Annotated in this window: 22 protein-coding genes and 1 tRNA gene; 13 read left to right on the top strand and 10 right to left on the bottom strand. The window is 61.5% G+C overall.

Going from position 1 to position 25,722, the window contains the following annotated elements; genetic code table 11:
* Positions 1-31: 31 nt before the first annotated feature.
* Positions 32-844, top strand: a complete 813-nt coding sequence (locus tag LY631_RS03950; protein ID WP_274423894.1) for a molybdopterin-synthase adenylyltransferase MoeB — start codon at positions 32-34, stop codon at positions 842-844.
* Between the two features lie 62 nt (positions 845-906).
* Positions 907-2,061 (top strand): Mrp/NBP35 family ATP-binding protein, encoded by a 1,155-nt coding sequence (locus tag LY631_RS03945; protein WP_274423800.1) that lies wholly within the window; start codon positions 907-909, stop codon positions 2,059-2,061.
* Between the two features lie 4 nt (positions 2,062-2,065).
* Here the strand turns inward: LY631_RS03945 and LY631_RS03940 are convergent, their stop codons facing one another.
* Positions 2,066-2,539, bottom strand: a complete 474-nt coding sequence (locus LY631_RS03940) for an SRPBCC family protein (protein WP_274423799.1) — start codon at positions 2,537-2,539, stop codon at positions 2,066-2,068.
* 122 nt (positions 2,540-2,661) lie between these two features.
* Between LY631_RS03940 and LY631_RS03935 the strand changes: the two genes are divergently transcribed.
* The gene (locus LY631_RS03935; protein ID WP_274423798.1) at positions 2,662-4,464 is read left to right on the top strand and encodes an IlvD/Edd family dehydratase; all 1,803 of its coding nucleotides are present in this window, start codon (positions 2,662-2,664) and stop codon (positions 4,462-4,464) included.
* A gap of 4 nt (positions 4,465-4,468) precedes the next feature.
* Here LY631_RS03935 and pdxR read toward each other — a convergent pair whose 3' ends face one another.
* Entirely contained in the window at positions 4,469-5,962 is a 1,494-nt protein-coding gene (gene pdxR / locus LY631_RS03930) for a MocR-like pyridoxine biosynthesis transcription factor PdxR (RefSeq protein WP_274423797.1), read from the bottom strand.
* 165 nt (positions 5,963-6,127) lie between these two features.
* Between pdxR and pgi the strand changes: the two genes are divergently transcribed.
* Positions 6,128-7,765, top strand: coding sequence for a glucose-6-phosphate isomerase (gene pgi / locus LY631_RS03925; protein ID WP_274423796.1), 1,638 nt, complete (start codon positions 6,128-6,130; stop codon positions 7,763-7,765).
* A 39-nt stretch (positions 7,766-7,804) separates the two neighbouring features.
* Here the strand turns inward: pgi and LY631_RS03920 are convergent, their stop codons facing one another.
* Both LY631_RS03920 and LY631_RS03915 read right to left on the bottom strand, forming a co-directional pair.
* Complete coding sequence (locus tag LY631_RS03920; RefSeq protein ID WP_445082826.1) at positions 7,805-9,862, bottom strand: long-chain-fatty-acid--CoA ligase; 2,058 nt, start codon at positions 9,860-9,862, stop codon at positions 7,805-7,807.
* Positions 9,863-9,940: 78 nt separating this feature from the next.
* Positions 9,941-10,492: a DUF924 family protein gene (locus tag LY631_RS03915; RefSeq protein ID WP_274423794.1), complete on the bottom strand. Its 552-nt coding sequence runs from the start codon at positions 10,490-10,492 to the stop codon at positions 9,941-9,943.
* A 232-nt stretch (positions 10,493-10,724) separates the two neighbouring features.
* On the opposite strand from LY631_RS03915, the gene LY631_RS03910 reads away from it, so the two are divergent.
* From LY631_RS03910 to LY631_RS03890, 5 genes are all read left to right on the top strand, one after another.
* Positions 10,725-12,320: an ABC transporter substrate-binding protein gene (locus tag LY631_RS03910; protein WP_274423793.1), complete on the top strand. Its 1,596-nt coding sequence runs from the start codon at positions 10,725-10,727 to the stop codon at positions 12,318-12,320.
* A 63-nt stretch (positions 12,321-12,383) separates the two neighbouring features.
* Positions 12,384-13,388 (top strand): ABC transporter permease subunit, encoded by a 1,005-nt coding sequence (locus tag LY631_RS03905; protein WP_274423792.1) that lies wholly within the window; start codon positions 12,384-12,386, stop codon positions 13,386-13,388.
* A gap of 84 nt (positions 13,389-13,472) precedes the next feature.
* On the top strand, positions 13,473-14,327 hold the full coding sequence (locus LY631_RS03900; protein WP_274423893.1) for an ABC transporter permease subunit: 855 nt from the start codon (positions 13,473-13,475) through the stop codon (positions 14,325-14,327).
* Position 14,328: 1 nt separating this feature from the next.
* Complete coding sequence (locus LY631_RS03895; protein ID WP_274423791.1) at positions 14,329-15,180, top strand: ABC transporter ATP-binding protein; 852 nt, start codon at positions 14,329-14,331, stop codon at positions 15,178-15,180.
* Complete coding sequence (locus tag LY631_RS03890; RefSeq protein WP_274423790.1) at positions 15,180-16,007, top strand: dipeptide ABC transporter ATP-binding protein; 828 nt, start codon at positions 15,180-15,182, stop codon at positions 16,005-16,007. Before LY631_RS03895 ends, LY631_RS03890 begins: the two co-directional genes overlap by 1 nt.
* A 20-nt stretch (positions 16,008-16,027) precedes the next feature.
* Here the strand turns inward: LY631_RS03890 and LY631_RS03885 are convergent, their stop codons facing one another.
* The 5 genes from LY631_RS03885 to LY631_RS03865 all read right to left on the bottom strand — a co-directional run bounded on the left by LY631_RS03885 (position 16,028) and on the right by LY631_RS03865 (position 21,926).
* Positions 16,028-16,933: an alpha/beta hydrolase gene (locus LY631_RS03885; protein WP_274423789.1), complete on the bottom strand. Its 906-nt coding sequence runs from the start codon at positions 16,931-16,933 to the stop codon at positions 16,028-16,030.
* A gap of 114 nt (positions 16,934-17,047) precedes the next feature.
* Positions 17,048-17,971: a DMT family transporter gene (locus LY631_RS03880; protein ID WP_274423788.1), complete on the bottom strand. Its 924-nt coding sequence runs from the start codon at positions 17,969-17,971 to the stop codon at positions 17,048-17,050.
* 105 nt (positions 17,972-18,076) lie between these two features.
* Positions 18,077-18,877 carry an FAD binding domain-containing protein gene (locus tag LY631_RS03875; RefSeq protein ID WP_274423787.1) on the bottom strand — a complete coding sequence of 267 codons (801 nt, stop codon included), beginning with the start codon at positions 18,875-18,877 and terminating at the stop codon, positions 18,077-18,079.
* A gap of 88 nt (positions 18,878-18,965) precedes the next feature.
* Entirely contained in the window at positions 18,966-21,314 is a 2,349-nt protein-coding gene (locus LY631_RS03870) for a xanthine dehydrogenase family protein molybdopterin-binding subunit (protein WP_274423786.1), read from the bottom strand.
* A gap of 123 nt (positions 21,315-21,437) precedes the next feature.
* The gene (locus LY631_RS03865) at positions 21,438-21,926 is read right to left on the bottom strand and encodes a (2Fe-2S)-binding protein (protein WP_274423785.1); all 489 of its coding nucleotides are present in this window, start codon (positions 21,924-21,926) and stop codon (positions 21,438-21,440) included.
* A 213-nt stretch (positions 21,927-22,139) separates the two neighbouring features.
* Here LY631_RS03865 and LY631_RS03860 point away from each other — a divergent pair.
* From LY631_RS03860 to LY631_RS03850, 3 genes are all read left to right on the top strand, one after another.
* A tRNA-Thr gene (locus LY631_RS03860) sits at positions 22,140-22,215 on the top strand.
* Positions 22,216-22,349: 134 nt separating this feature from the next.
* The gene (locus LY631_RS03855; protein WP_274423784.1) at positions 22,350-23,153 is read left to right on the top strand and encodes an aldo/keto reductase; all 804 of its coding nucleotides are present in this window, start codon (positions 22,350-22,352) and stop codon (positions 23,151-23,153) included.
* A 75-nt stretch (positions 23,154-23,228) separates the two neighbouring features.
* On the top strand, positions 23,229-23,933 hold the full coding sequence (locus LY631_RS03850; protein ID WP_445082825.1) for an HAD family hydrolase: 705 nt from the start codon (positions 23,229-23,231) through the stop codon (positions 23,931-23,933).
* A 17-nt stretch (positions 23,934-23,950) separates the two neighbouring features.
* On the opposite strand, the gene LY631_RS03845 is transcribed toward LY631_RS03850, so the two are convergent.
* Positions 23,951-24,952, bottom strand: coding sequence for a 2-hydroxyacid dehydrogenase (locus LY631_RS03845; protein WP_274423782.1), 1,002 nt, complete (start codon positions 24,950-24,952; stop codon positions 23,951-23,953).
* A 201-nt stretch (positions 24,953-25,153) separates the two neighbouring features.
* On the opposite strand from LY631_RS03845, the gene LY631_RS03840 reads away from it, so the two are divergent.
* On the top strand, positions 25,154-25,717 hold the full coding sequence (locus LY631_RS03840; protein ID WP_274423781.1) for an SH3 domain-containing protein: 564 nt from the start codon (positions 25,154-25,156) through the stop codon (positions 25,715-25,717).
* The last annotated feature ends 5 nt before the right edge of the window (positions 25,718-25,722 follow it).

Genomic DNA, 25,722 nt, shown 5'->3' with positions numbered 1-25,722 from the left:
CAAGCGCGTCGTCAGTCTCTATGCTCGGCCCATGACGGAACAGCCACAGATCGTTCTTTCCGCTGAAGAATTGGAGCGCTACGCACGGCACATCGTGCTGCCGGAGATCGGCGGCGCCGGCCAGCAGAAGCTGAAGCGCGCCCGCGTCCTGGTGCTGGGCGCCGGCGGGCTGGGTGCGCCCGTATTGCAATACCTGGCGGCCGCCGGCGTTGGCACGCTCGGCGTCGTCGATGACGACACGGTTGCGTTGACCAATCTGCAGCGCCAGATCATCCATGACACAGATGCCGTTGGCACGGCCAAGGCTGAAAGCGCGAAGGCGGCGATCGCCCGGCTCAACCCGCATGTGCGCGTGGAGACCCACCTGCTGCGGCTGGATGCGGAGAATGCCAAGGCGCTGGTGGGCGGCTATGACGTGGTAGTGGACGGCTCCGACAATTTCGGCACGCGCTACGCGTTGGCCGATTCCTGCGCCGAGGCCCGCGTGCCGCTGGTGACGGCGGCGGTCGGCCGGTTCGACGGTTCACTCACCGTCTTGAAACCGTTCGAGATGAACGCCGAGGGCAAAGCCTTGCCGTCCTACCGGGATCTTTTCCCGAGCCAACCGCCGGAGGGGCTCGTGCCCTCATGTGCGGAGGCCGGTATCGTTGGCGCGCTGACAGGCGTCATGGGCACGCTGCAGGCCATGGAAGTCATCAAGCTCATCACCGGGATCGGCACACCGCTGGTCGGCCGGCTTCTGCTATACGATGCGCTGTCGGCCCGCTTCGAGACCATGCGCTACGGGCCGAAAGAGCGAAACGAAATAGGGTCGGATGACGCCCGTCGTGGTGATAAGCCGTAGACGCGCTTGGTATTTGCGCAATACATGACTATGTGGCAGGCGTAAGCCAACAAGAGTTAGCCATGCCAGTCACCCGCGAAGCCGTAATCGAGAAGCTGAAGACCGTCAGGGATCCCGATCTCGAGGGAGATATTGTCTCGCTCGGCCTTGTCTCCGAAATCTTCATTGCCGACGAGAAGGTGTTTTTTTCCCTGACGGTGCCCGCCGAGCGGGCCGGGGAACTGGAGCCCTTGCGCGCGGAGGCGGAGAACGCGGCTCAGTCGGTGCCCGGTGTCAAGGCGGCGATGGTGGCGCTGACCGCGGAAAAACAGGGCGGCGGCATGGGTGCCGCGCCCGAGCCGCGTCCGCAACCGCCGAAACCGGCGCAGCCGCAGGGGCGCCCCGCCGGACCCCAAGGCCAGCAATCGGGCAAGGCCGGCATTCCAGGCGTCGAAGCCATCATTGCCGTTGCGAGCGGCAAGGGTGGCGTCGGCAAATCGACGACGGCAGTGAATCTTGCTCTCGGCCTTTCCGCGCTCGGGCTGAAAGTCGGCATTCTGGATGCCGATATCTACGGCCCCTCCATGCCGCGGCTGCTCGGCCTCACCGGCAAGCCCGAAATGCTCGATTCCAAAACCTTGAAGCCCATGGAAGCGCACGGGCTTCAGGTCATGTCGATCGGCTTTCTCGTTGAAGAGGAAACGCCGATGATCTGGCGCGGGCCGATGGTGATGACCGCGTTGCGTCAGCTCATGCGCGATGTGAAATGGGGTCCGCTCGACGTGATGGTGGTCGACATGCCGCCCGGAACGGGTGACGCTCAGCTCACCATGGCCCAGCAGGTGCCGCTCGCGGGGGCGGTAATCGTCTCGACACCGCAGGATCTGGCATTGATCGACGCTCGCAAGGGGCTCAACATGTTCAACCGGGTGGACGTGCCCGTCCTCGGCATCGTCGAGAACATGAGTTACTTCCTCGCCCCCGATACCGGCAGGCGCTATGAGATTTTCGGTCATGGCGGCGCCAAGGCCGAAGCCGACCGGCTGGGCGTGCCTTTCCTGGGCGAGGTGCCGCTGACCATGGACGTGCGCGAGACCTCGGACGCCGGCACGCCGGTCGTCGTCTCAAACCCGGATGGCGCACAGGCCCAGACCTATCGCGAGATAGCCGGGAAGGTGTATGAACGGCTGAAGGCCGAAGCCGAGACGCAATCGGCTCCGTCAGTCGTGTTCGAGTAAACGCTCAGGCCGTCTGTACTTCTTCCCCCGTCCCGCTCACCCGGGCATTGAAGTTGGAAAAGAATTCACCGGCGAGCTTCTTCGACGTGGACTGGATCAAACGGCCGCCGAGCTGGGCCATCTTGCCGCCCACGTCCGCCTTTGCCTCATAGCTGAGGATCGTGGTGTCCGGGCCGTCCGCTTTCAGCGAGACGTCCGCGCCGCCCTTTGCGAATCCTGCGACGCCCCCTTTGCCCTCGCCTGAAATCGTATAGGAATGGGGCGGGTTCAGATTGGTCAGTTCCACCTGGCCGTTGAACTTGGCCTTGATAGGGCCGATCTTGAGTGAGACCGTGGCGGCAAATTCGGTGTCGGATTTCTTTTCCAGTTCCTGGCAGCCGGGTATGCAATCCTTTAGCACATCCGGATCGTTCAGTGCCTGCCACACCGTCTCGACCGGCGCTTCGATTCGCTCTTCGCCTTCGATAACCATCGCCATGGCGTATCCCTCCGTGGAATTCAGTCTTTGGGTATCGCAGTCGCCAACCGTTGTCCATCCAGCCTTGTCGTGGCCCCGCCGATGCAATATCCATCGGCACACCATCGGAAGGTTTTCACAGCATGACTCAAAGCAGCCAGAAAAAACGCCTCCGTTCGCAAGAGTGGTTCAACAACCCCGACGATCCGGCGATGACCGCGCTCTATCTCGAGCGCTATCTCAACTACGGCTTGACGCGCGAGGAATTGCAATCCGGCAAGCCGATCATCGCAATCGCGCAGACCGGCTCGGACCTCTCGCCCTGTAACCGGCATCATGTCGAGCTTGCCAAAAGGCTGCGCGCGGGAATTGAGGCTTCCGGCGGTATACCGTTCGAGGTTCCCTGCCATCCGATCCAAGAGACGGGCAAGCGGCCTACGGCATCGCTGGACCGGAACCTGACCTATCTCAGCCTTGTCGAAGCGCTCTACGGCTACCCGTTCGATGGTGTCGTACTCACTATCGGCTGCGACAAGACCACACCGGCACTGCTGATGGCCGCGGCGACAGTCGACATTCCCGCCATCGCCTTTTCGGTCGGCCCGATGCTCAATGGCTGGTACGGCGGTCGGCGTGTCGGATCCGGCACGATCATCTGGGAAGCGCGTGAACGGCTCGCCACAGGCGAGATCACCTACGAGCAGTTCATGGAACTTGCCTCCGCATCGGCGCCGTCCGTCGGCTTCTGCAACACGATGGGCACGGCCTCGACCATGAATTCTCTGGCCGAAGCGCTGGGCATGCAGCTTCCCGGATCCGCGGCCATTCCTGCGCCCCACCGCGAGCGCGGCCAGATGGCCTATCGTACCGGATGCCGCATTGTGGAGATGGTTCACGAGGATCTCAAACCCTCCGATGTCATGACGCGCGAAGCGTTCGAGAACGCAATCGTCGTCAATTCCGCCCTTGGAGGCTCCACCAACGCCCCCATTCACCTCAACGCCATCGCGCGGCATCTCGGTGTGCCGCTCGACAATGATGACTGGCAGCAGCTCGGTCACCACATCCCGCTCCTCGTCAATATGCAGCCGGCCGGCGAATATCTCGGCGAGGACTTTCATCGTGCCGGCGGCGTGCCTGTCGTGGTGGCGGAGCTGATGAAGGCGAATCTCCTGCCGCATCCGGAAGCGGCAACAGTGAATGGCCGTACGTTCGAGGAGAACTGCCGGACCGCTTCCAATATCGATACGACGGTCATCCGTCCCGTCTCCGATCCGCTGATGGAAAATGCCGGTTTCATCAATCTCAAGGGCAATCTCTTCGACAGCGCCATCATGAAAACGAGCGTGATCTCGGACGAGTTCCGCAGGCGTTATCTGTCCGATCCGCAGAATCCGGAGGCGTTCGAAGGCAGGGCGGTCGTCTTCGACGGGCCGGAGGATTTTCACGAGCGCATCGACGACCCGGCGCTTGCAATCGACGTGAATTGCATTCTGGTCATGCGGGGCGCGGGCCCGGTCGGCTATCCGGGAGCGGCGGAGGTGGTGAACATGCGCGCGCCGGACTATCTCATCACACAAGGCATACACGGCCTGCCCTGCATCGGCGACGGCCGCCAATCCGGCACCTCGGCCTCTCCATCCATTCTTAACGCCTCTCCGGAAGCCGCGGTTGGCGGCGGTCTTGCACTCCTCAGGACCGGGGACCGCATCCGCATCGATTTGCGAAAGGGCAGCGCGAACGTTCTTCTTGACGAGGAGGAACTGGAGGCACGCCGGTCAGAATTGGCCGAAGCGGGCGGCTACGCCTATCCGGACCACCAGACGCCTTGGCAGGAAATCCAGCGCTCGATGGTTGACCAACTCGCAAACGGAATGGTCCTGAAACCGGCCACCCGATATCAGAAAATTGCCAGCAACAAGGGCACGCCGCGGCATAATCACTGAGGCGCTATGCCGCCTTTGAACGCCGGGAGAGCGCCGAGGCCAGTTCGCGCACGCCTGGTTCGATCTGCTGGGGCCCGATGGAAGAAATGCCGAGTCGCATATAACGTGACGGCGGCTCAATCCCGTCGAAGAATCGCGCTCCTGGCTCGATAATCACGCCCCGTGCCCTGGCCGCGCGCGCAAGCGCGGTCGTGTCCGTGCCCGCCGGTCCTTTGAGCCAGATGGATGTGCCGCCTGGCACGTTCGCAGCCTCCCAGTCGGGCAGATATCTGCTGACCGTCTCCAGAAGCGTCCTGCGACGTTCCTCGAACGCGGCGGAGATACGCCTGACCAGCGCATCATGATGGCCGAGCGAAAGGAACAGCGCCACGGCGCGCTGGTTGTTCGCCGGAGGATGGCGGAGCATGAAACGCCGCAGCGCGCGCACTTCCGAGACGAGTTCGGCCGGGGCGACCATGTAGCCGAGCCGCAAGCCGGGGGCGAGCGTCTTCGACATGGAGCCGAGATAGATGACCCGCCCCGTGTAATCGAGCCCCTTCAGCGCCTCCTGCGGCGTCTCATCGACCAATTGACTGTCATAATCGTCCTCGATGATGATCCAGTCGTTTTCTTCCGCCTTCGCCAAGAGCGCTTCCCGGCGCTTACGGCTGAGCGAGATCATGGTCGGGCAATGGTGGCTCGGGGTTGTGAAGACGAAATCCGCCTCCGGGGGGATGGCGTCGACATCCATGCCGTTTTCGTCCACCGGAACGGGCAGGATCTCGGCTCCGGCGAGCTGAAAGATCGAGCGCGCATCGGGGTAACCCGGGTTTTCCATGGCCACTTTCGCGCCGCGCTTCATCAGGAGCCTGGAAAGCATGTAGAGAGCATTCTGAGCGCCGAGCGTGATGATGATTTCGTCCGGATTGGCAAAAATACCCCGCCGGGGCAGGAGCCGTGCCTGGATCTGCTCGATCAGAAGCGGGTCGTCACGATCGACCATATCCGCCGCCCAGTTTCGGATTTCCAAAACGGCGAGCGCCATGCGGTTGCACTCGCGCCACTCGGCGGTGGGAAAGAGTGTCGGGTCAAACTGGCCATAGACGAACGGATAGGCCGCCTCCATCCAGTTTTCATGTTTCAGCGGCTCGGGCATGTCGCTTGCCGCCGTCTGCCGCCGCGCCTTCCAGTCGATTTGTGCTGCCGGGCGGGAATTCTTGTGCGCTGGCTTCGGCGGACTGGCGAGGATCTCCGGGTTGACGAAGTGCCCCCGCCGCTCACGCGCGACCAGAAATCCCTGATCAACCAATTGCTGAAAGGCAAGCACCACCGTGCCGCGCGCCACGCCCAGCTTCTCCGCCAAGATACGGCAGGAGGGGAGCGGCATCGAGGGCGCGATCTGCCGATCGAGAATCGCCGCCACGATTGCCTGGCGAATTTGCGCCTGCAATGTCTGGCCCGAATCAGGTGATATCTTGAACAGACCTGCCCAAAGGGCTGTATCGTTCCTGGTCGACATGAAAATAGACCTCCAGCGCGGAGAACCTATCCATATGACCTTCGCGCCGCAACCCTGGACCAAGAAATTGCACCAAAGCGCGGCTTTCGCGGCGCTTCACATTCGCCTAGCCCAAGTCCATAACAGTCTTTAAATTCCCGCTTGCCACCCAAGGAGAAGCAGGACATGAGCGCATATGAAAAAGCGCTGGACGCATTGCGCCAGCATCGCCGGGACAATGAGGATTTCGATCTGCGGAAGGCCTTTTCGGCCGACCCCGAGCGCTTCTCCCGTTTTTCCGTCACGTTTGACGACTTGCTTTTCGACTTTTCCAAGTGCGCGGTGAACGAGGAGACGCTGCGTCTGCTCGCGAGCCTGGCGGAAGCGGGCGGTGTCGCCGAGCGGCGGGAGGCCATGTTTGCCGGCGAGCACATTAATACCACGGAGGACCGGGCGGTGCTCCACACGGTGCTGCGCAACGCCCCCGGCAGTTCCGTCATCCTGGATGGCAAGGACGTGGCGGCGGATGTGGAAGCCGTGCTCGCCAGCATGGGCGCGTTTGCCGATGGCGTGCGCTCGGGAGGGCTCAAGAGCGCTACCGGGAAGACCTTCACCGATGTGGTGAATATCGGTATTGGAGGCTCCGATCTCGGCCCCGCCATGGCGACGCTCGCGCTTGCCCCTTATCATGACGGCCCGCGCCTTCACTACGTCTCCAACGTTGACGGGGCGCATATCGCCGACACGCTGAAGGCCCTTGATCCGGAAACCACGCTCTTCATCGTGGCCTCGAAGACCTTCACGACGGTCGAAACCATGACCAACGCCGAGACGGCGCGGCGCTGGATGGCCGGCGCGCTGGGGGCGGAAGCGGTGGGCGATCATTTCGCTGCCGTCTCCACCGCGCTCGATAAGGTGGCGGCCTTCGGCATCGATCAGGCGCGTGTCTTCGGTTTCTGGGACTGGGTTGGCGGGCGCTATTCGCTGTGGTCAGCCATCGGACTGCCGATCATGATCGCCATCGGCCCGGAAAACTTCCGCCGCTTTCTTGCCGGGGCGGAAGCCATGGACCGGCATTTCCGCGAAGCACCCGCCGACGAGAACATGCCGATGCTGCTCGGCCTCATCGGCTTCTGGCACCGCGTCGTCTGCGGCTATCCCGCGCGTGCCGTCATTCCCTATGACCAGCGGCTCGCCCGCCTACCGGCCTATCTCCAGCAGCTCGACATGGAATCGAACGGCAAGCGCGTCACGCTGGACGGAGCACCGGTTTCCACGCCAACGGGACCGCTTGTCTGGGGCGAGCCCGGCACGAACGGGCAGCATGCGTTTTTCCAGCTTCTGCATCAGGGCACCGACGTCATCCCGGTCGAGTTCATCCTGGCCGCGAACGGGCACGAGCCGGACCTGAAGCATCATCACGATTTACTGGTCGCTAACTGTTTGGCTCAGTCGGAAGCCTTGATGAAGGGCCGTACGCAGGAAGAAGCAAAGGCGCTGCTCCTCGCCAAGGGTGCGAGCGAAGCCGAAATCGAAAAGCTCGCGCCGCACCGCGTCTTCCCGGGAAACCGGCCCTCGCTCACAATTCTCTATGGCACGCTCGATCCCTTCGCACTCGGCCGGCTGATCGCGCTTTACGAGCATCGCGTATTCGTGGAGGCGGCACTCTTCGGGATCAACGCTTTCGACCAATGGGGCGTGGAGCTCGGCAAGGAACTGGCCACGGAGCTTCTGCCCATCGTGGAGGGCAAAAAAGACGCCGGCAGCCGGGATTCCTCCACGGCAGGGCTGGTCGCGCGTGTCGACGCATTGAGGCGCTCGTAATCGGAGGATTTGCCCCCTCCTCAAGAGGGGGCTTAAACCCTACCTCAATTCGCGCCTCAGGATTTTGCCCACGTTTGATTTAGGCAGTTCACTGCGGAATTCCACGTGCTTCGGCCGCTTATATCCGGTCAGTTCCTTGTGGCAGTAGTCGAGAATATCCTGTTCCGTCAGCGCTGCGTCTTTCTTGACGATGAAGAGCTTCGGGACTTCGCCGGAATGCTCGTCCGGTACACCCACGGCCGCCGCTTCCAGAACCCCGGGATGGTGCGCGACGACATCTTCGATCTCGTTCGGATAGACGTTGAAGCCGGAGACGAGGATCATGTCCTTCTTGCGGTCGACGATCTTCACGTGCCCGGTTTCGTCCATAACGCCTATGTCGCCGGTCATGAAAAAGCCGTCCTGCATAATGGCCTTCGCCGTCTCTTCCGGCTGGTTCCAGTAGCCGGCCATGACCTGCGGTCCGCGAATGCAAAGCTCGCCCACTTCGCCGAGCTTCACATCGCGCCCTTTCTCATCACGAATCGCCACCTCGGTGGATGGCAGTGGCAGGCCGATCGACCCGGTGAACTCATCGCTGTCGAGGCGGTTGACGGTGGCCACGGGCGAGGTTTCCGACAAACCGTATCCCTCGTGAATGGTGTGGCCGGTCAGCTTCTTCCACCGCTCGGCGACGGAGCGCTGCACGGCCATGCCGCCGCCCAGCGTGAAATCGAGCTTTTTGAAATCGAGCTTATGGAACTCTTCGTTGTTGAGCAGGGCCTTGAAGAGCGTGTTGAGGCCGACGAAAACGTTGAAGGGGTATTTGCCAAGCTCCTTCACCAGTGCCGGGATATCACGCGGATTTGTGATGAGGATATTCTGCGCCCCGAGTTTGACGCCGGTCAATGCGTTCACGGTCATGGCGTAGATGTGGTAGAGCGGCAGCACGCAGATGTAGATCGAGCGCTCCGGCTCCGGCCTGTCGAGATAGGAGGACTTCAGCCAGATCTCGTTCTGCACCACATTGGCGAGCACATTGCGATGAAGCAGCATGGCTCCCTTGGCCACTCCGGTCGTTCCGCCCGTATATTGCAAGAAGGCGAGATCGTCGGGCCCGATGTCGACCGGCGAGAGCTGGGCGGAAGCGCCCTCGCGCAGCGCCTGGTTGAAGGGCACATGGCCCGGCAGAGACCAGGCAGGAACCATCCGCTTCAGATGCCGCACGACCAGATTTACCACATGGCCTTTCAGCCCCAGCATGTCGCCCATGGTGGCGACAATCACATGCTTGACATCGGTCTTCCCGATTGCGACCTGTAAAGTCTTGGCGAAATTTTCGAGGATGACGATCGCTTCCGCGCCCGAATCCTTCAGCTGATGCTCCAGCTCGCGCGCCGTGTAGAGCGGATTGGCGTTCACGACCACATAGCCCGCGCGCAGGATCGCCATCATGGTGACCGGATACTGCAGCACATTGGGCATCATGACGGCCACGCGCGCGCCCTTCTCCAGCCCGAGCGCCTGAAGATAGGCGGCGAAATCCCGCGAGGTCTTCTCCAGCTCGCCATAGGTGATCGTTTTGTCCATGCAGGTGAAAGCCGGCCGCGCCGCGTAGTCGCGGCAGGCCTCGCTCAAAAGGTCGGCCACGGAGTTGTGCTTCAGTGGCCCGATGTCAGCGGGAATTCCCGCCGGATAGCTTTTCAGCCACGGCTTCTTGGGTGTGGCGGAACGGCGCCCGGTGGTTGTCGTCTTGGCGGATGACGCTGCGGGCTTCTTCGCTTTCGTCGCGGCGGTCTTCTTGGCAGCGGTTTTCGTGCCGGGCTTGCTGGTTGTCTTCTTCGGGGTGCTTTTCGAGGCCGCCGCAGGTTTGGTTTCTGTTTTTCGGCTGCTCGAGGTCTTGGACTGGCTTTCGGTTTTCGCCGTTCTGGGCTTGGAACGCGCCGGCGTGGACTGGGCAGCTTTCGTCGTGCTCTTGTCGGTGGCCTTGGCAGCGGCGCTTTTGCCACCCTTCGCCTTGCTTGATTTCGCCGTCTCGGACTTAACCTCGGCGTTCTCGCTCTTGCTTTCGCGTTTGGCCAATTTTCCCTCCCTGCAAATGGAAAAAGGGTTCCGCATCCCCCGAACAATCGCTCCGTGCGGCACCCTTATTCGCGAGTTCTCAGATTACGGTGTGTACGGCCTGCCCGGCAAGGGTCATTGGCCGAATCCCTTGTGCTCTTCAAGAAATGCCGACTCCTCCGGCGTGCTTTTGCGTCCGAGCGCCCGATTGCGATGGGGAAACCGCCCGAAATTCTGAACAATGTCACGGTGCTCTTCGGCATAACGGAGCGCTTCCTCGTCACCGAGCGACTTGAACAGCATGACCGCGCGCTCCTGGTCGGCGTAGACTTCGGAGTGCTCGAAAGGCATGTAGAAAAAGAAACGCTGCCGCGGCTCCACCGCTTCGTCCAGTTTTTTGCTCACCGCCTCGCGTGCGATGCGCGCGGCAAGATCGTCCGTGGCGAAAGCTTTCGCGGAGCCGCGGAACATGTTGCGCGGGAATTGGTCGAACAGAATGATTGCCGCCAATGCGGCGCGCGGATCATCGTCTACCTCTTTCGGCGCATTGGTGCTGAGTTCTTCGTAGAGATCGCTGAACCGGCGGCGTATCGTTTCGTCGAGTTCGCCGTCGCCTCCGAACCAGCCTTCGGGCCCGGTCTCATCAAACCAGAAGGACAGTATCTCTTCGACCCACGCGCTGGACATAAATACCTCCTCGTTTATTCCCGCCACGTTATACGATGATTTCGCCCATGCCATTCCCCATCAAATGTGGGGAGAAGTGCCTGCACCGGCAGGGGACATTTCGACGCAATCGTCGCGGCGAAATTTTCTTGCGTCAACTTCTTCGAAAGAGTTTTCTCACCGAAAGAACTCTGATTATATGGATGTTCCAAGAGCCGGTGGGAACGGCTCATATAAGATCAGGGAGATCCCTATGAAAATGAAACTGACATTTGCGGCTGCGTTGATGGCTGCTACGGCCATGAGCAGTGCCGCCGCCGCGAAAACGCTCGTCTATTGTTCGGAAGGCAGCCCAGAGGGCTTCGACCCCGCGCTTTATACTGCCGGCACGACGTTCGATGCGTCATCCAAGGCGGTCTACAACCGGCTCGTCCAGTTCGAACCCGGCACGACCAACACGGTGCCCGGCCTTGCCGAAAGCTGGGAAGTTTCCGACGACGGGCTGGAGATCACCTTCCATCTGCGCGAGGGCGTGCAGTTCCACTCGACGAATTTCTTCACGCCGACGCGGGAATTCAACGCCGATGACGTGCTGTTCTCGTTCAATCGTCAGCTTCAGGAAGATGCCCCTTTCCACGATTACGTCAGCGGCGCGAGCTGGGAGTACTTCAATGCCATGTCGATGCCGGACCTGATCGAGTCCATCGAAAAGGTCGACGACATGACTGTGAAGTTTACGCTGACGCGGCCGGAGGCGCCCTTCATCGCCAATCTGGCGATGGACTTCGCCTCTATCATGTCGAAAGAGTATGCTGACCAGCTCGCCGAAGCCGGCAATGAGGGCAACCTGAATCAGCAGCCCATCGGAACCGGTCCATTCCAGTTCGTCGCCTATCAGCCGGACGCGGTCATTCGCTATCAGGCTCATGAGAATTACTGGAACGGTCGCCAGCCGATCGACGACCTGGTGTTCTCCATCACCACGGAAGCTTCCGTGCGGCAGCAGAAGCTGCTTGCCGGCGAATGCCACATCATGCCTTATCCGAATCCAGCCGATGTCGAGAGCCTCGAAGAGAACTCCGATATCACTCTTATGCAACAGGAAGGCCTGAACGTCGGTTACCTGGCCTACAACACGCAGCAGGAGCCTTTCGACCAAAAGGAAGTCCGTAAGGCGCTGAACATGGCCATCAACAAGGAAGCCATCATCGAGGCAGTCTTCCAGGGCAGCGGCCAGATCGCCAAGAATCCGATTCCGCCGACCATGTGGTCCTATAATGACGCTGTCGAGGACGATCCCTATGATCCCGATGCGGCGCGCGAAATGCTGGAAGAGGCCGGCGTGACGGACCTGTCCATGAGGGTCTGGGCGATGCCGGTGCAGCGTCCATACAACCCGAACGCCCGCCGCATGGCCGAACTCATCCAGGAGGACTTCTCCAATGTCGGTGTCGATGTCGAGATCGTCTCCTATGAGTGGGGCGAATATCTCGAACGCTCCAAGGAAGAGGATCGCGATGGCGCGGTGCTTCTCGGCTGGACGGGCGACAATGGCGACCCGGACAACTTCCTCGCCGTGCTGCTCGGTTGCGATGCCGTAGGCGGCGCAAACCGCGCCCAGTGGTGCAACGAGGAGTTCAACGATCTCGTTCAGGAAGCCAAGACGCTGCAGTCCCAGGAAGAACGGGCTGAACTCTATGAGCAGGCTCAGGTGATCTTCAAGGAAGAAGCCCCCTGGGCAACCATTGCTCATTCGACAGTCTTCATGCCCATGCGCAACGAGGTTGAGGGCTATAAGATGGATCCGCTCGGCGGGCACGCATTCGAAGGCGTCGATCTGGCCGAGTAGTCCGAGTCAAACTAGGATTGGGAACCGGCGGCGGCGCGATCCGTCGCCGGTCATTGTTGTTTCATGCTCCGGTTCCTTTTGTTCCGGCTGGCGTTGCTGATTCCAACGTTCGTTGGAGTTTCCATCGTCGCCTTTGCCTTTATTCGCCTGCTGCCTGGCGATCCCATCATGATGCTCGCCGGCGAGCGGGGTATTTCGGCAGAACGTTATGCCGAGCTGCAGGCAGCTTACGGCTTCGACAGGCCGATCATCGTGCAGTATCTAGATTATCTCTGGGGATTGCTGCACGGGGACCTGGGAACGTCCGTCGTCACCCGGCGGCCCGTTCTGGACGAATTCTTCACGCTCTTCCCGGCAACGCTTGAGCTGTCGCTCTGCGCGATCACGCTGGCCGTCTTCCTCGGCGTGCCTCTCGGCGTCATTGCTGCGGTCAAGCGCGGCTCGTGGGTTGACCAGTCCATCATGGGCACGGCGCTCGTCGGTTACTCAATGCCGATCTTCTGGTGGGGTCTTCTCCTGATCATCCTGTTTTCCGGCATCCTGGGCTGGACGCCCGTCTCGGGCCGCATATCGCTGCTCTACTTCTTTCCGCCCGTCACCGGCTTCATGCTGATCGACAGCCTGCTGTCGGGCCAGGATGGCGCCTTCAGATCGGCCCTCTCGCATCTCGTGCTGCCCTCTATCGTTCTGGCCACCATCCCGCTTGCGGTGATTGCGCGGCAGACCCGCTCGGCAATGCTGGAAGTACTGGGAGAGGACTATGTGCGCACCGCCCGCTCGAAAGGCCTGCCTCCAGCCCGAGTAATCGGGCTTCATGCGCTTCGTAACGCGCTCATCCCAGTCATCACGACCATCGGCTTGCAGATCGGTGTGCTGATGGCCGGCGCAATTCTGACGGAAACTATCTTCTCCTGGCCGGGCATCGGCAAATGGATGGTCGATAGTGTCTTCAAGCGCGACTATGCGGTGGTGCAGGGAGGCCTGCTTCTGATCGCCGGCATCATCATGCTCGTCAATCTGATCGTAGATGTCCTCTACGGTCTGGTGAACCCGAGAATCAGGCACTGACTCATGGCCCAGACGAATCCGAAACAAGCTGATGCTGCCATAGGCTTGGAAGGCGGCCCCGCGGTCGCTGCCACGCGCCGCGCCATGCTGGCGGAGTTCTGGCATTACTTCAGGCAGAACCGTGGTGCAGTTATCGGTCTCTTCATCTTCACGACGATTGTCATCATCGCCATTCTGGCGCCCGTGCTCGCGCCCCACAGCCCCAGCATGCAGAACCGCGGAGCCCTTCTCGTTCCGCCTGTCTGGGAGGCGGGCGGAACCTGGCAATACGTACTTGGCACGGACGCCATCGGCCGGGATATCCTCTCCAGGCTGCTTTACGGTGCGCGGTTCTCGTTGTTCATCGGCCTCGTCGTGGTGACGCTGTCGGTGACGGTCGGGGTGACCATCGGCGTGTTCGCCGGGTATTTCCGCGGCGTGATCGACGTCGCCGTCATGCGGCTGATGGATGTCATCCTCGCATTCCCGTCGTTGCTGCTGGCGCTCGTGCTGGTGGCGATCCTGGGGCCGGGGCTGATGAACGCGATGATAGCCATTGCATTGGTGCTCCAACCGCATTTCGTGCGTCTGACACGCGCCGCCGTCATGTCTGAGAAGGGGCGGGACTATGTCACGGCTGCGAGGGTCGCCGGCGCCGGGCGCTTTCGGCTGATGTTCAAGACCATCCTGCCGAATTGCACGGCGCCGCTGATCGTGCAGGCCACGCTTTCTTTTTCCACCGCCATTCTCGATGCTGCGGCACTTGGCTTCCTGGGCATGGGCGCGCAGCCGCCAACGCCGGAATGGGGCACGATGCTGGCCGAGGCGCGTGAATTCATCCTGCGCGCCTGGTGGGTGGTCACTTTCCCGGGATTGGCCATATTGATCACTGTGCTCGCCATCAATCTGGTGGGTGACGGCCTGCGCGATGCGCTGGATCCGAAATTGAAGAGGTCCTGAAGTGGCTCTGCTCGAAATCGAAAACCTTACTGTCGAGTTCGACACGTCCGGCGGCACATTGCGTGCGGTCGACGGCGTCTCGCTTTCCGTTGAAGCAGGCGAGGTGCTGGCAATTGTAGGCGAGTCCGGATCGGGCAAGTCGGTTTCCATGCTGGCCGTCATGGGCCTCCTGCCCTGGACGGCGACCGTGAAGGCCGACCGCATGACCTTTCAGGGGCGCGACATCCTCAACCTTTCGCCCTCAGACCGTCGCAGGATTGTCGGCAAGGACATATCGATGATCTTTCAGGAGCCGGTCGCCAGCCTCAATCCATGTTTTACGGTGGGCTTCCAGATCGAGGAGACGCTCAAGACGCACACCGACCTGGACCGCAAGGCGCGCCGCCAGCGCGCTGTCGAGCTTTTCCATTCGGTCGGCCTGCCCGATCCGGAGCGGCGGCTCGGCTCATTCCCACACCAGATGTCCGGCGGCCAGTGTCAGCGCGTGATGATCGCAATAGCGCTCGCCTGCGGCCCCAAGCTCCTGATCGCCGACGAGCCGACAACAGCGCTCGATGTCACGATCCAGAAACAGATTCTCGACCTGCTTCTGGACCTGCAAGCGAAGACCGGCATGGGCCTGATCCTGATCACGCATGACATGGCGGTCGTGGCTGAAACGGCCGACCGTGTCATCGTGCAATATATGGGGCGGCAGATGGAGGAGGCGGATGTGCTCACTCTGTTCGAATCGCCGAAGCACGCCTATACGAAGGCGCTTCTGTCCGCACTCCCCGAGAACGCCACGGGCGACCGGCTGCCGACAGTGGCCGATTTCGACCTCGAGAACACGCCTTCTACGGGAGGGGCCTGATGAGCGAGACCGTTCTGGAAACGAGAGATATCGTCCGCGACTATCACATCGGCGGCGGGCTGTTCGGAAAGACTCAGACCATTCACGCGGTGAAAGGCGTGAGCCTGACACTGGAAAAGGGCAAGACCCTCGCTATCGTCGGCGAGTCGGGCTGCGGAAAATCGACGCTCGCGCGCATGATCACCATGATCGATGCACCGACTGCGGGCGAGCTTCTTATCGACGGCGAGAAAGTTGATATCGCGAAGAAGGGGCTAACGTCCGCGCTGCGCCGCAAGGTGCAGATCGTGTTCCAGAATCCCTATGGCTCGCTCAATCCGCGACAGAAGATCGGCGACGTCTTGATGGAGCCGCTCATCATCAATTCGGATGTTCCCGCGGCGGAGCGGCGCGACCGCGCCATGCAGATGCTGACCAAGGTCGGGCTCGCGCCGGAGCATTTCAATCGCTATCCGCACATGTTCTCCGGCGGTCAGCGCCAGCGCATCGCGATCGCTCGGGCGCTCATGCTGAACCCGCGCCTTCTGGTGCTCGATGAGCCGGTCTCCGCGCTCGATCTTTCGGTGCAAGCGCAGGTTTTGAATCTGCTTGCCGATCTGCAGGAGGAGTTCGGTCTCACCTACGTTTTCATCAGCCACGATCTGTCAGTGGTGCGCTATATCGCGGACGAGGTGATGGTGATGTATTTCGGCGAGGCGGTGGAATACGGCACGCGCGATCAGGTCTTCGCGGACCCGAAGCACGACTACACCAAGACACTTTTCGCCGCCACGCCGCGTGCCGATGTCGAGAGCATCCGCAAAAGGCTCGCCAAGCGGGCAGCGTAAAGGGTCGTGCGCTTTACGGCCTAAAGCGGGCTTGTTCCGCCCTGCGTCGCACCGCCCACGGCAGTCTCGGCTGACTGCTGGCTCGATTCCAGCCCGAACAGGAAGCCGGCGATCGTCTCGCGTGCGCCGTGGCGGATCATGTCGACGTGATTTGCCTCGGGAAAGACGTGCAGCTTGGAGAACCCCTCGCTGAGCGTGGCGAGCACCTCGGCGAAAGCGGGAGGCGTGATCGCGTCCCGCTGGCCGGCCAGCAGCAGGATCGGCACGTCGATGTTGCCGATCCGCGAACGCGTATCGAAACGGCTGCGCACGAGCCACACGGGAACGGAAGCCGCCTGCTGGTGCACAGCGGCCGGGAAAGACGTAAAGGGCGCCTCCAGAATGAGTGCGCGGGGTCGGGCATGCGTCGCCACGTAACTGGCCACCCCGGTTCCCATGGAATAGCCATAGAGAATGGTGCCGTCCGGCGTCAGACCTTCCCTGAAGATTTTGGTTAGCAATGCTGATGCATCGCGGTAGAACATGCTTTCGCTCGGCCACCCCGGATTGCCGCCATAGCCGCGATATCCGGCGAGCGTCAGCCCGTAGCCTTGTTCCGCCAAATCGAACAGATGCGCCGGTTTGCGAATGAGATCGCCAAGGCGCCCGGGAAAATAGACAATAACCGGCTTTCCCGGGGCCGGCGGATGATACCAGGAGCGCAGCTTCAAACCGTCATGTGTGACCAGATCGATGGGTGCAAGCTCGACACTGCTCTCGATCTCCAGAAGGTCCAGGACAAGCCGCTCACGGAAGAGGATAAATTCCGGCACCGTCTGCGTCGCGACCAAGCCGCCCAGAAGGACAAACATGGTGGCGGCGGCGATAAAGTTGCGCAAGCGCACAGAGGGACGGCGGCGACCGTGCCCGCGAATGATATCTTCCATTGTTTAAGAGCCCATGAGCGGCAGCAGCCGCTACCCTTTTGGACCCTTATATCGTAACGGATCATTTCAGTATATATCATTACTTGATCACATTTCATGACAGTTGCCCCTTATTCACAGGCACCGTCGGAACGATTTCGACCGCGCTGACTCTTGTCTCTGTCGGGTTTCGCGCAGGACGATGTAGATGCCGCTTGCGATGATCACGGCAGCGCCCGCATAGGTCCAAGCGTCGGGAAGCTCACCCCAGACCAACCATCCGATAACGCTCGCCCAGAGAAGCGCGGTGTAGTCGAACGGCGCAACGATGGCGGCGGGCGCAAGACGAAACGAATGACCAATCAATGTCATGCCAAGCGTGCCGAATATGGCCATGCCCACGAGATGGGGAATGTGAGACAACGCCAAGCCGCTCCATTGAAAAGGCACAATCATACCGCTGAAAAGCAGCGGAAAGAGCACGACATAGAACATCATCGTCCAGACATTCTCGTCTCGCTTCACCCATCGCGCACTGATCATGAACAGCGCGTAGAACATCGCCGTCGCGACCACGAACAGCGAAGCGGGCTGGAATGCCGCCGCGCCCGGCCGGACGATGATGAGGACGCCGAGAAAGCCCGCAGAGACTGCCGCCCAGCGCCGCCATCCGACGCTTTCGCCCAGGAGCGGGACGGATAATGCGGTGATGAAGATCGGAGCGGCGAAGACGAGCGACGTCGCTTCGGCAAGGGGCAGGATCTTGAGCCCGCTGAAAAACGCAAAGCCCGCCACAACCATGAGAAGCCCGCGCATCGCGTGAACTGCCATATGTGACGAACGGAGCGAAGCGCGACCACCGAGCGACAGTGCGATGACCGTGATCATCGGCAAGGCGAACAGGTTGCGCAGAAAGATTATCTGTAGCGGCCCATAATGGGCGGTCAGCCATTTCGCCAAAGCATCGTTCAGCACAAGGCAAAAGACGCCGAAACAAATGGTCGCGATCGCCTGGCCGTTCGCCGGAACTCCGTCCGTTCTTTTCGAAACAGCGCTCATGCCAAGCCTCAGCACCCTCAAACAGGCATCAGCCTAGTACCGTGACGCCGTTGCATGAAAGGGGCCGCTCGGGCCCCTTTCCACCAGTTCCAGAAGGATGCGGACCTATTCGTTTGCCGCTTGCACAGCGCGCTTGGCCATGACCGCTACCAGATTGGCGCGGTATTCGGCCGAGGCATGAATGTCCGACATCAAAGTGTCCGCCGCGACAGTGATGCCCTCGACGGCGGACGGCTCGAAGGATTTTGCGAGCGCATCCTCGATCTCGCCCGCGCGGAAGACCCCGTCTTCGCCGGCACCGGTTACCGCAACGCGAACCCCGTCTGCGCGCTTGGCCACGAAAACACCGGTCAGCGCGTAGCGCGAGGCCGGGTTGGGGAATTTGGCGTAGCCGGCCTTTTCGGGCGCCGTGAAGGAAACGGCCGTAACGATCTCGTCCTCATCCAGCACCGTTTCGAACAGGCCGGCGAAGAAATCGTCAGCCGGGATTTCGCGCTTGTTCGTGTGAACGGTCGCGCCGAGTGCCAGGATACCCGCCGGATAGTCGGCAGCCGGGTCGTTGTTGGCGATCGAGCCGCCGAGGGTGCCCATGTGGCGCACATGCGGATCACCGATATGGGCGGCCAGATGACAGAGCGCCGGGCAAACGGCGGCGAGAGCCTGGTTCTCCGCCACCTCGGCATGGGTCGCGCCGGCGCCGATGCGCACGTCCTTACCATTCACCTCGATGCCTTTGATCTCGTCGATGTGGCGCAGGTCGATGAGATCGCTCGGCGCGGCAAGACGCTGCTTCATGGTCGGGATCAGCGTTTGCCCACCGGCGACGAGTTTGGCGTCCTCGGCTTCGCCTAGCACTTTCACGGCGTCGGAAACGGAAGAAGCGCGGTGGTATGTGGTCTGGTACATTGATGTCTCCTCTTAGAGGGCAAGTAGCGAGCAGTGCATTAGTCGCAGCGCTTTTCCCGCAGACTTCCTACTCGCTACTCTCTGTTTGCTATTCGCTCTTCTGCATCGCCGACCACACCGCTTGTGGTGTCGCCGGCATGTTCAAATTGTTGTTCCCGATCGCATCGGTGATGGCATTTATCACCGCCGGCGGAGAGCCGATGGCACCGGCCTCGCCGCAACCTTTAAGCCCGAGCGGATTGCTCGGGCAGGGAGTGTTCGTCGTCGAAACCTGGAAGGACGGCAAATCCTCTGCCCGCGGCATCGTGTAATCCATGTAGGACGCGGTGACGAGCTGGCCGGAGGTCGGATCATACCGGCAGCCTTCCATGAGCGCCTGGCCGATGCCCTGCGCCAAGCCGCCATGCACCTGCCCCTCCACGATCAGGGGGTTGATGATGTTGCCGAAATCGTCTGCCGCGACGAACTGGACGATATCGGTCACGCCGGTCTCCGGATCGACCTCGACTTCGCAGATGTAGCAGCCGGCCGGGAAGGTAAAATTGGTCGGATCGTAGAAGGAGGTTTCCTTCAGCCCCGGCTCCATGCCTTCCGGCAAATTGTGGGCGGTATAAGCGGCAAGCGCGACCTGGAACCACGGCACCGTCTTGTCGGTGCCGGCGACCTTCGCCTCGCCGTTCTCGATCACGATGTCGCCCTCGTCGGCCTCCATCAGGTGGGCGGCGATCTTCTTGGCCTTGGCTTCAACCTTGTCGAGCGCCTTGACCATGGCGGACATGCCAACCGCGCCGGAGCGGGAACCATAGGTGCCCATGCCCATCTGGACCTTGTCCGTGTCGCCATGAACGATGGACACGGAATCGATGGGCACGCCGAAGCGCTCGGCCACCACCTGCGCGAATGTCGTCTCGTGTCCCTGGCCGTGGCTGTGCGAGCCGGTCAGGACCTCGATCGTGCCGGCTGCGTTCACCCGTACTTCGCCCGACTCCCACAAGCCGACACCGGCGCCGAGCGAGCCGACGGCCTGGGACGGCGCAATGCCGCAGGCCTCGATATAGCAGCTCATGCCGGTGCCGCGCAGCTTGCCGCGTTTCTTTGCCTCCTCGCGGCGGGCCGGGAAGCCGGCATAGTCCGCCTCGCGCATGGCCGCCTCCAGCGAAGCCTCGTAGTCGCCCGTATCGTAGTTCATGATGACGGGGGTCTGGTATGGGAACTCGCGGATGAAGTTCTTGCGCCTGAGCTCCGCTGGCGAAACCCCGAGCTCGCGTGCCGCCGTTTCCATCGTGCGCTCGAGCACGTAGGTCGCCTCGGGCCGCCCTGCTCCGCGATAGGCGTCCACCGGCGCTGTGTTGGTGTAGACCGCCCGCACATTACAGTGGATCTGCGGGATCACATACTGGCCGGACAGCAGCGTCGCGTAGAGATAGGTCGGCACGGAGGAAGAGAAGAGCGACATGTAGCCGCCGAAATTGGCGATCGTATCCACCTTCAGCCCGACAATGCGATTATCGGCATCGAAGCCGAGCGAGACCTCACTGACATGATCGCGCCCATGCGCGTCACACAGGAAGCTCTCGGTGCGGTCGGCCGCCCACTTCACCGGTACATTGGTCCGCTTCGAGGCCCAGAGGCAGACCACCTCCTCCGGATAGATGAAAATCTTGGAGCCAAAGCCGCCGCCCACATCCGGCGCGATCACGCGCAGCTTGTTCTCCGGTGCCACGTTATAAAACGCGCTCATGACCAGGCGGGCCACATGCGGGTTCTGGCTGGTGGTCCAGAGCGTGAAGTGGTCTTCCGCGCGGTCGTAATGGCCAAGCGCCGCGCGCGGCTCGATGGCATTGGGGATCAGCCGGTTGTTGACGATCCTCATCCGCGTGACATGGGCTGCGCCATCCAGCGCCTTGTCGGTGGCGTCAGCCTCGCCGATCTCCCAATCGTAGATGAGATTGTTCGCCGCTTCCGGGTGAAGCTGCGGCGCGCCCGGCTCCAGAGCTTTCACGGCATCGGTGACCGCCGGCATCTCCTCGTAATCGACCTCCACAGCCTCTGCCGCATCCCGTGCCTGCGCGCGCGTTTCGGCAACGACGATCGCCACGGCATCGCCCACATAGCGCACCCTGTCGACAGCCAGAGGCGACCATGCACCCATGTTCATCGGGCTGCCGTCCTTGGAGTGGATCATCCAGCCACAAATGAGGTTGCCGATGCCGTCATCCTTGAGTTGCTTGCCCGTCAGCACATCGATGACGCCGGGCATCGCCTTTGCCGCGTCGATCTTGATACCGTTGACGGCCGCGTGCGCATGCGGGCTGCGAACGAATGCCGCATGTTTCATTCCTGGCACCACCATGTCGTCGACATAGCGTCCAGCACCGGTGATGAACCTCTTGTCCTCTTTGCGCGCAAGCCGCGCGCCAATGCCTTCAACGCCCATGAATTCCTCCCGATATGCGGGCAACGAGCAATATGGCAGCAAGGTACGAGATCAGCCCGCTCGTTCGTCGCTGTGCCTCACCACCGTACTTCCTTACTACCCTGCCCTAGTTGCCTACTCCCTTTAAGCGGCCCTCGCCGCCTTTCCGCTCATCGTCTCGGATGCCGCCAAGACGGCTTTGACGATGTTATGGTATCCGGTGCAGCGGCAGATATTGCCTTCCAGCTCGGCGCGAACGGTCTTCTCGTCAAGGCCTTCCGGATGGCGGTTGATCATATCGACCGCAGCCATGATCATGCCGGGGGTGCAGAAGCCGCACTGGAGCCCGTGGTGCTCCTTGAAGGCCGCCTGGACCGGATGCAGCTCGCCATCTCCGGCCAGCCCCTCGATGGTCTGCACTTCACTGCCGGAGGCCTGGGCCGCCAGCATGGTGCAGGACTTCACCGCCTTGCCGTCGAGATGCACGACACAGGCTCCGCATTGCGACGTGTCGCAGCCGACATGCGTGCCGGTCAGTTCCAGATTTTCCCGCAGGAAATGGACCAGCAAGGTTCGATCATCCGCCGTCCCCGAGACGTTCCGGCCGTTTACAACCATTGAAATCTCTGCCATGGGGGCCCTCCTCATTCGCGTATTGTCATGGTCCGTCCGTCGCTTGATGCGCGACGGGGTGTGCGCACAGATTAACCCAGCATGCGCCAGAGTCCATCATCCGTTTGGCGAGGCCGAATTTCAATGGACGAGAATGCGCAAGATCACTTGATCTTCGCGCGCGATGCGAGTATCAGGCGAACCGATCAGGGCGCCGGAATTTTCCGGCTGCTGGCCGCTTTAGCTCAGTTGGTAGAGCATCGCATTCGTAATGCGGAGGTCGTCAGTTCGAGTCTGACAAGCGGCACCATTCTTCAACCCTCAGCATAGTTCCATACGGACCCGGCGTCCTTTCCGGGCCGGACGATGGCCATTGCGTCGGCGGGAACATCGCACTGCAGTCATGGTTGGAAGGCAAGTTCCCTGCGGCAGGAGGCAACTTCCATGGATTTGACATCCCGCATTCGGTTGCACACCGGCAGTGAAATGCCCGTTCTCGGATTGGGCACGTGGCAGCTCACCGACAATACGGCGGACGTCATCGCTACTGCCCTGGATCTCGGGTACCCGATGATCGATACCTCCGGCGATTACGGCACCCAGCCGGGGATCGGCGACGGCCTGCGCAAGAAGAGCGCCCAGCGCTCGGATTTTTACCTCGCCACCAAGGTTGAGGAGACGGAGAACGCCTATGAGGCGACGAAAAAGAATCTTGGCGAGCTCGGCTTGGATCATGCGGACCTCATGCTGATTCACCGCCCGCCGAGCACCGGTGCCGGCGAGGAGCTCTGGCGCGGGCTGATCCGGGCGCGCGAGGAAGGCCTTACGCGGGACATCGGCGTCAGCAATTATTCAGCCGAGTTGATCGACCGGTTGATCGAAGCCACCGGAGAGGTCCCCGCCCTAAACCAGGTCGAATGGAGCCCGTTCGGCCACAGCATGGAGCTCAAGCGCCATCACGACGACAAGGGAATCATCATCCAGGCCTACAGCCCGCTGACCCGCACCCGCAGGCTGGGCGATGAGACGCTGGCGGAGATCGGCCGGGCACACGAAAAATCGCCCGCGCAGGTGCTCATCCGTTGGAACTTGCAACGCGGCACCGTGCCAATTCCGAAAGCCAATCAGCGCCAGCACCTGGAAGAAAATATCCAGGTATTCGATTTCACCCTCAGTGAAGACGACATGGCCGCGCTCGATCAATTGAACGAGCATTATTCCTCACTCGGCCGCTTGCCCTATCTCTGACCGGCGAAACACTGCGAAAGCATAGACTTCACCGCTTTCAGCCGCTATGCGAGCGCGGCAAAGAGGGTGAATGTGATGCCGCTTACTACCATCGGTTTCGATGCCGACGACACGCTTTGGGAGAATGAGCACTTCTTCCGCCTGACGGAGGAGCGTTTTACCGAGATCCTGTCCGATCACGCCGAGCAGCGGGATATCAGCGCCCGGCTGCTCGAAGCCGAAAAGCGCAACCTCCAGCTCTACGGCTTCGGCATCAAGGGCTTTATCCTTTCCATGATCGAGACAGCCATCGACGTGACGGGGGGCAAGGTCTCAACACACGCCATCGCCCGTATCATGGAGATCGGGCGCGAGATGCTGCAGCATCCGATCGAGACGCTGCCCCACGTATCCGAGACGCTGAAGCGCCTCGCACCGGAGTACCGGCTTGTACTCATCACCAAGGGGGATCTGTTCGACCAGGAGCGAAAGCTGGCTCAATCCGGCCTCGGCGATTTTTTCGATGCCGTGGAAATCGTGAGCGACAAGACCGTGGAGACCTACCGGCGGGTATTTACACAACATGGCAAGGGACCGGAGAGCGCCATGATGGTCGGCAATTCGATGAAATCGGACGTGCTGCCGGCGCTCAGTGCCGGTTGCTGGGGTGTTTTCGTGCCACACGAGCTCACATGGACCCTTGAGCACGCACAGCACCCCTCAGAGGCGCCACGCTTCCGCGAGATCGCAAATCTTGGTGAGCTGGAAGGTGTGCTGGCAGAGATTCGGCGTGCTATGTGAACATCACGGCAACCACCTCAGGTGTTGCGCGGCAGCACCCGGTCCGGCGGACGATGACCGTCGTAGAAGGTGCGGATGTTGATGATGACCTTCTCGCCCATGTCGATGCGCCCCTCGATGGTGGCCGAGCCCATATGGGGCAGGATCACCACCTTGCCTTCTCCGGCCAGCCGCACCAGGCGCTTGTTCACCGCCGGCGCGTGCTCGAACACGTCGAGTCCAGCGCCGGCGAGCTTTCCGGTCTCTATCATCTCGACCAGCGCGTCCTCGTCGACAATATCGCCACGCGCAGTGTTCACTATATAGGCCGAGGGCTGCATCAAGGCCAACCGTCGCGCTGACAGGAGATGGAAGGTGGCGGGCGTGGACGGACAGTTCACCGAAATGATGTCCATGCGGGCAAGCATCTGGTCCAGGCTATCCCAATAGGTCGCCTCCAGCTCGTCCTCAACCATCGGCGCCACGCGCCGGCGGTTGTGGTAATGGATGGAGAGACCGAACGCCTTGGCACGGCGTGCGACAGCCGCACCGATGCGGCCCATACCGATGATGCCGAGCCGCTTGCCCCAGATGCGCCGCCCCAGCATCCACGTGGGGGACCAGCCGGCCCATTTGCCGCCCTGGCGAAGGATTTCGGCTCCCTCCGTCAATCGGCGCGGCACTGCCAACATCAGTGCCATCGTCATGTCGGCCGTGTCTTCATTGAGCACGTTGGGCGTGTTGGTGGTGGTGATCCCCCGCTTGGCCGCCGCCGCCACGTCGATGTGGTCCACACCGTTGCCGAAACTCGCAATCAGCCGCAGTTGCGGCCCGGCCTCGGCAATCAACTCGGCATCGATGCGGTCGGTGATCGTCGGAACGAGAACGTCCGCCTGCTTCACCGCGGCAACGAGATCGGCGCGGCTCATCGGCCGGTCTTCGACATTCAGCCGGGTATCGAATAGCTCGCACATGCGCGTCTCGACCTGATCGGGCAGCTTGCGCGAGAGAATTACAAGTGGCTTTTTACGACCGGTCATGACGCCCCGATATCTTCCAGCGTTGAGCCCCTATTAACCCAAATCCGTCACACTCGAAAGCGGAGCCATCCTGCTTCCAAATCCGCGAGAGGGATACCAAGCAGGCGCGGCGAAGACAAAGAAAAAGACATCGGCATGCGCCGCAAGAGTTCACATACCGTGATCCGACACCATAAACACCATTTTTTCCGGGGAGGATGAATGTCGCCGTCCGCGTTTTTCCGTGTGATCCTGTCTCTTGTGTTGCTGGCTGCCATATTCTCCCTGCCGGCGCGACCGGCTCTGGCACAAGAGAGCGCAGCCGCGAGCAACGATTTGCAGCGCGGCCCGAGCGGGTTGCCGCTGCCGCGTTTCGTCAGCCTCAAATCCAGCCGGGTCAACATGCGCGTCGGCCCCGGAACGAAATACGCCGTCAAGTGGATGTATGTGCGCTCGGGGCTGCCGCTCGAAATCATCCAGGAGTATGACAACTGGCGCCGGGTGCGAGACGCGGAGGGCGAAGAGGGATGGATTCACCACACGCTGCTTTCGGGCCGCCGCACAGGCGTCGTCGCGCCCTGGTTCGATGCAGATTCGACATCCCTGCCCCTGCTGCGCTCAGCCAGTGAGGGGGCCCGCGTTGTCGCCCAGGTCGATCCCGGCGCAATCGGCGAAGTTACCCAATGCGACGGTCAGTGGTGCCGCATGCGCTTCGGCGAAACGACGGGCTGGATCGTGCAATCCTCGATCTGGGGTGTTTATCCTGGCGAAACGGTCGAGGACTGAGCTGC

The organism is Chelativorans sp. YIM 93263 (assembly GCF_028767125.1).
Classification (GTDB): Bacteria; Pseudomonadota; Alphaproteobacteria; order Rhizobiales; family Rhizobiaceae; genus Chelativorans.
This window is presented reverse-complemented; position numbering and strand designations above follow the sequence as displayed.

What these genes read in the sequence shown, in the direction of transcription:
- pdxR (WP_274423797.1), bottom strand. Translation starts at nt 5,962, where the DNA reads ATGTCGACCAGGAACGATACAGCCCTTTGGGCAGGTCTGTTCAAGATA.
- LY631_RS03940 (WP_274423799.1), bottom strand. Translation starts at nt 2,539, where the DNA reads ATGGCGATGGTTATCGAAGGCGAAGAGCGAATCGAAGCGCCGGTCGAG.
- LY631_RS03935 (WP_274423798.1), top strand. Translation starts at nt 2,662, where the DNA reads ATGACTCAAAGCAGCCAGAAAAAACGCCTCCGTTCGCAAGAGTGGTTC.
- LY631_RS03870 (WP_274423786.1), bottom strand. Translation starts at nt 21,314, where the DNA reads ATGGGCGTTGAAGGCATTGGCGCGCGGCTTGCGCGCAAAGAGGACAAG.
- LY631_RS03905 (WP_274423792.1), top strand. Translation starts at nt 12,384, where the DNA reads ATGCTCCGGTTCCTTTTGTTCCGGCTGGCGTTGCTGATTCCAACGTTC.
- LY631_RS03885 (WP_274423789.1), bottom strand. Translation starts at nt 16,933, where the DNA reads ATGGAAGATATCATTCGCGGGCACGGTCGCCGCCGTCCCTCTGTGCGC.
- LY631_RS03920 (WP_445082826.1), bottom strand. Translation starts at nt 9,862, where the DNA reads ATGCGGAACCCTTTTTCCATTTGCAGGGAGGGAAAATTGGCCAAACGC.
- LY631_RS03855 (WP_274423784.1), top strand. Translation starts at nt 22,350, where the DNA reads ATGGATTTGACATCCCGCATTCGGTTGCACACCGGCAGTGAAATGCCC.
- LY631_RS03910 (WP_274423793.1), top strand. Translation starts at nt 10,725, where the DNA reads ATGAAAATGAAACTGACATTTGCGGCTGCGTTGATGGCTGCTACGGCC.
- LY631_RS03880 (WP_274423788.1), bottom strand. Translation starts at nt 17,971, where the DNA reads ATGAGCGCTGTTTCGAAAAGAACGGACGGAGTTCCGGCGAACGGCCAG.
- pgi (WP_274423796.1), top strand. Translation starts at nt 6,128, where the DNA reads ATGAGCGCATATGAAAAAGCGCTGGACGCATTGCGCCAGCATCGCCGG.
- LY631_RS03850 (WP_445082825.1), top strand. Translation starts at nt 23,229, where the DNA reads ATGCCGCTTACTACCATCGGTTTCGATGCCGACGACACGCTTTGGGAG.
- LY631_RS03915 (WP_274423794.1), bottom strand. Translation starts at nt 10,492, where the DNA reads ATGTCCAGCGCGTGGGTCGAAGAGATACTGTCCTTCTGGTTTGATGAG.
- LY631_RS03840 (WP_274423781.1), top strand. Translation starts at nt 25,154, where the DNA reads ATGTCGCCGTCCGCGTTTTTCCGTGTGATCCTGTCTCTTGTGTTGCTG.
- LY631_RS03845 (WP_274423782.1), bottom strand. Translation starts at nt 24,952, where the DNA reads ATGACCGGTCGTAAAAAGCCACTTGTAATTCTCTCGCGCAAGCTGCCC.
- LY631_RS03900 (WP_274423893.1), top strand. Translation starts at nt 13,473, where the DNA reads ATGCTGGCGGAGTTCTGGCATTACTTCAGGCAGAACCGTGGTGCAGTT.
- LY631_RS03890 (WP_274423790.1), top strand. Translation starts at nt 15,180, where the DNA reads ATGAGCGAGACCGTTCTGGAAACGAGAGATATCGTCCGCGACTATCAC.
- LY631_RS03945 (WP_274423800.1), top strand. Translation starts at nt 907, where the DNA reads ATGCCAGTCACCCGCGAAGCCGTAATCGAGAAGCTGAAGACCGTCAGG.
- LY631_RS03875 (WP_274423787.1), bottom strand. Translation starts at nt 18,877, where the DNA reads ATGTACCAGACCACATACCACCGCGCTTCTTCCGTTTCCGACGCCGTG.
- LY631_RS03950 (WP_274423894.1), top strand. Translation starts at nt 32, where the DNA reads ATGACGGAACAGCCACAGATCGTTCTTTCCGCTGAAGAATTGGAGCGC.
- LY631_RS03865 (WP_274423785.1), bottom strand. Translation starts at nt 21,926, where the DNA reads ATGGCAGAGATTTCAATGGTTGTAAACGGCCGGAACGTCTCGGGGACG.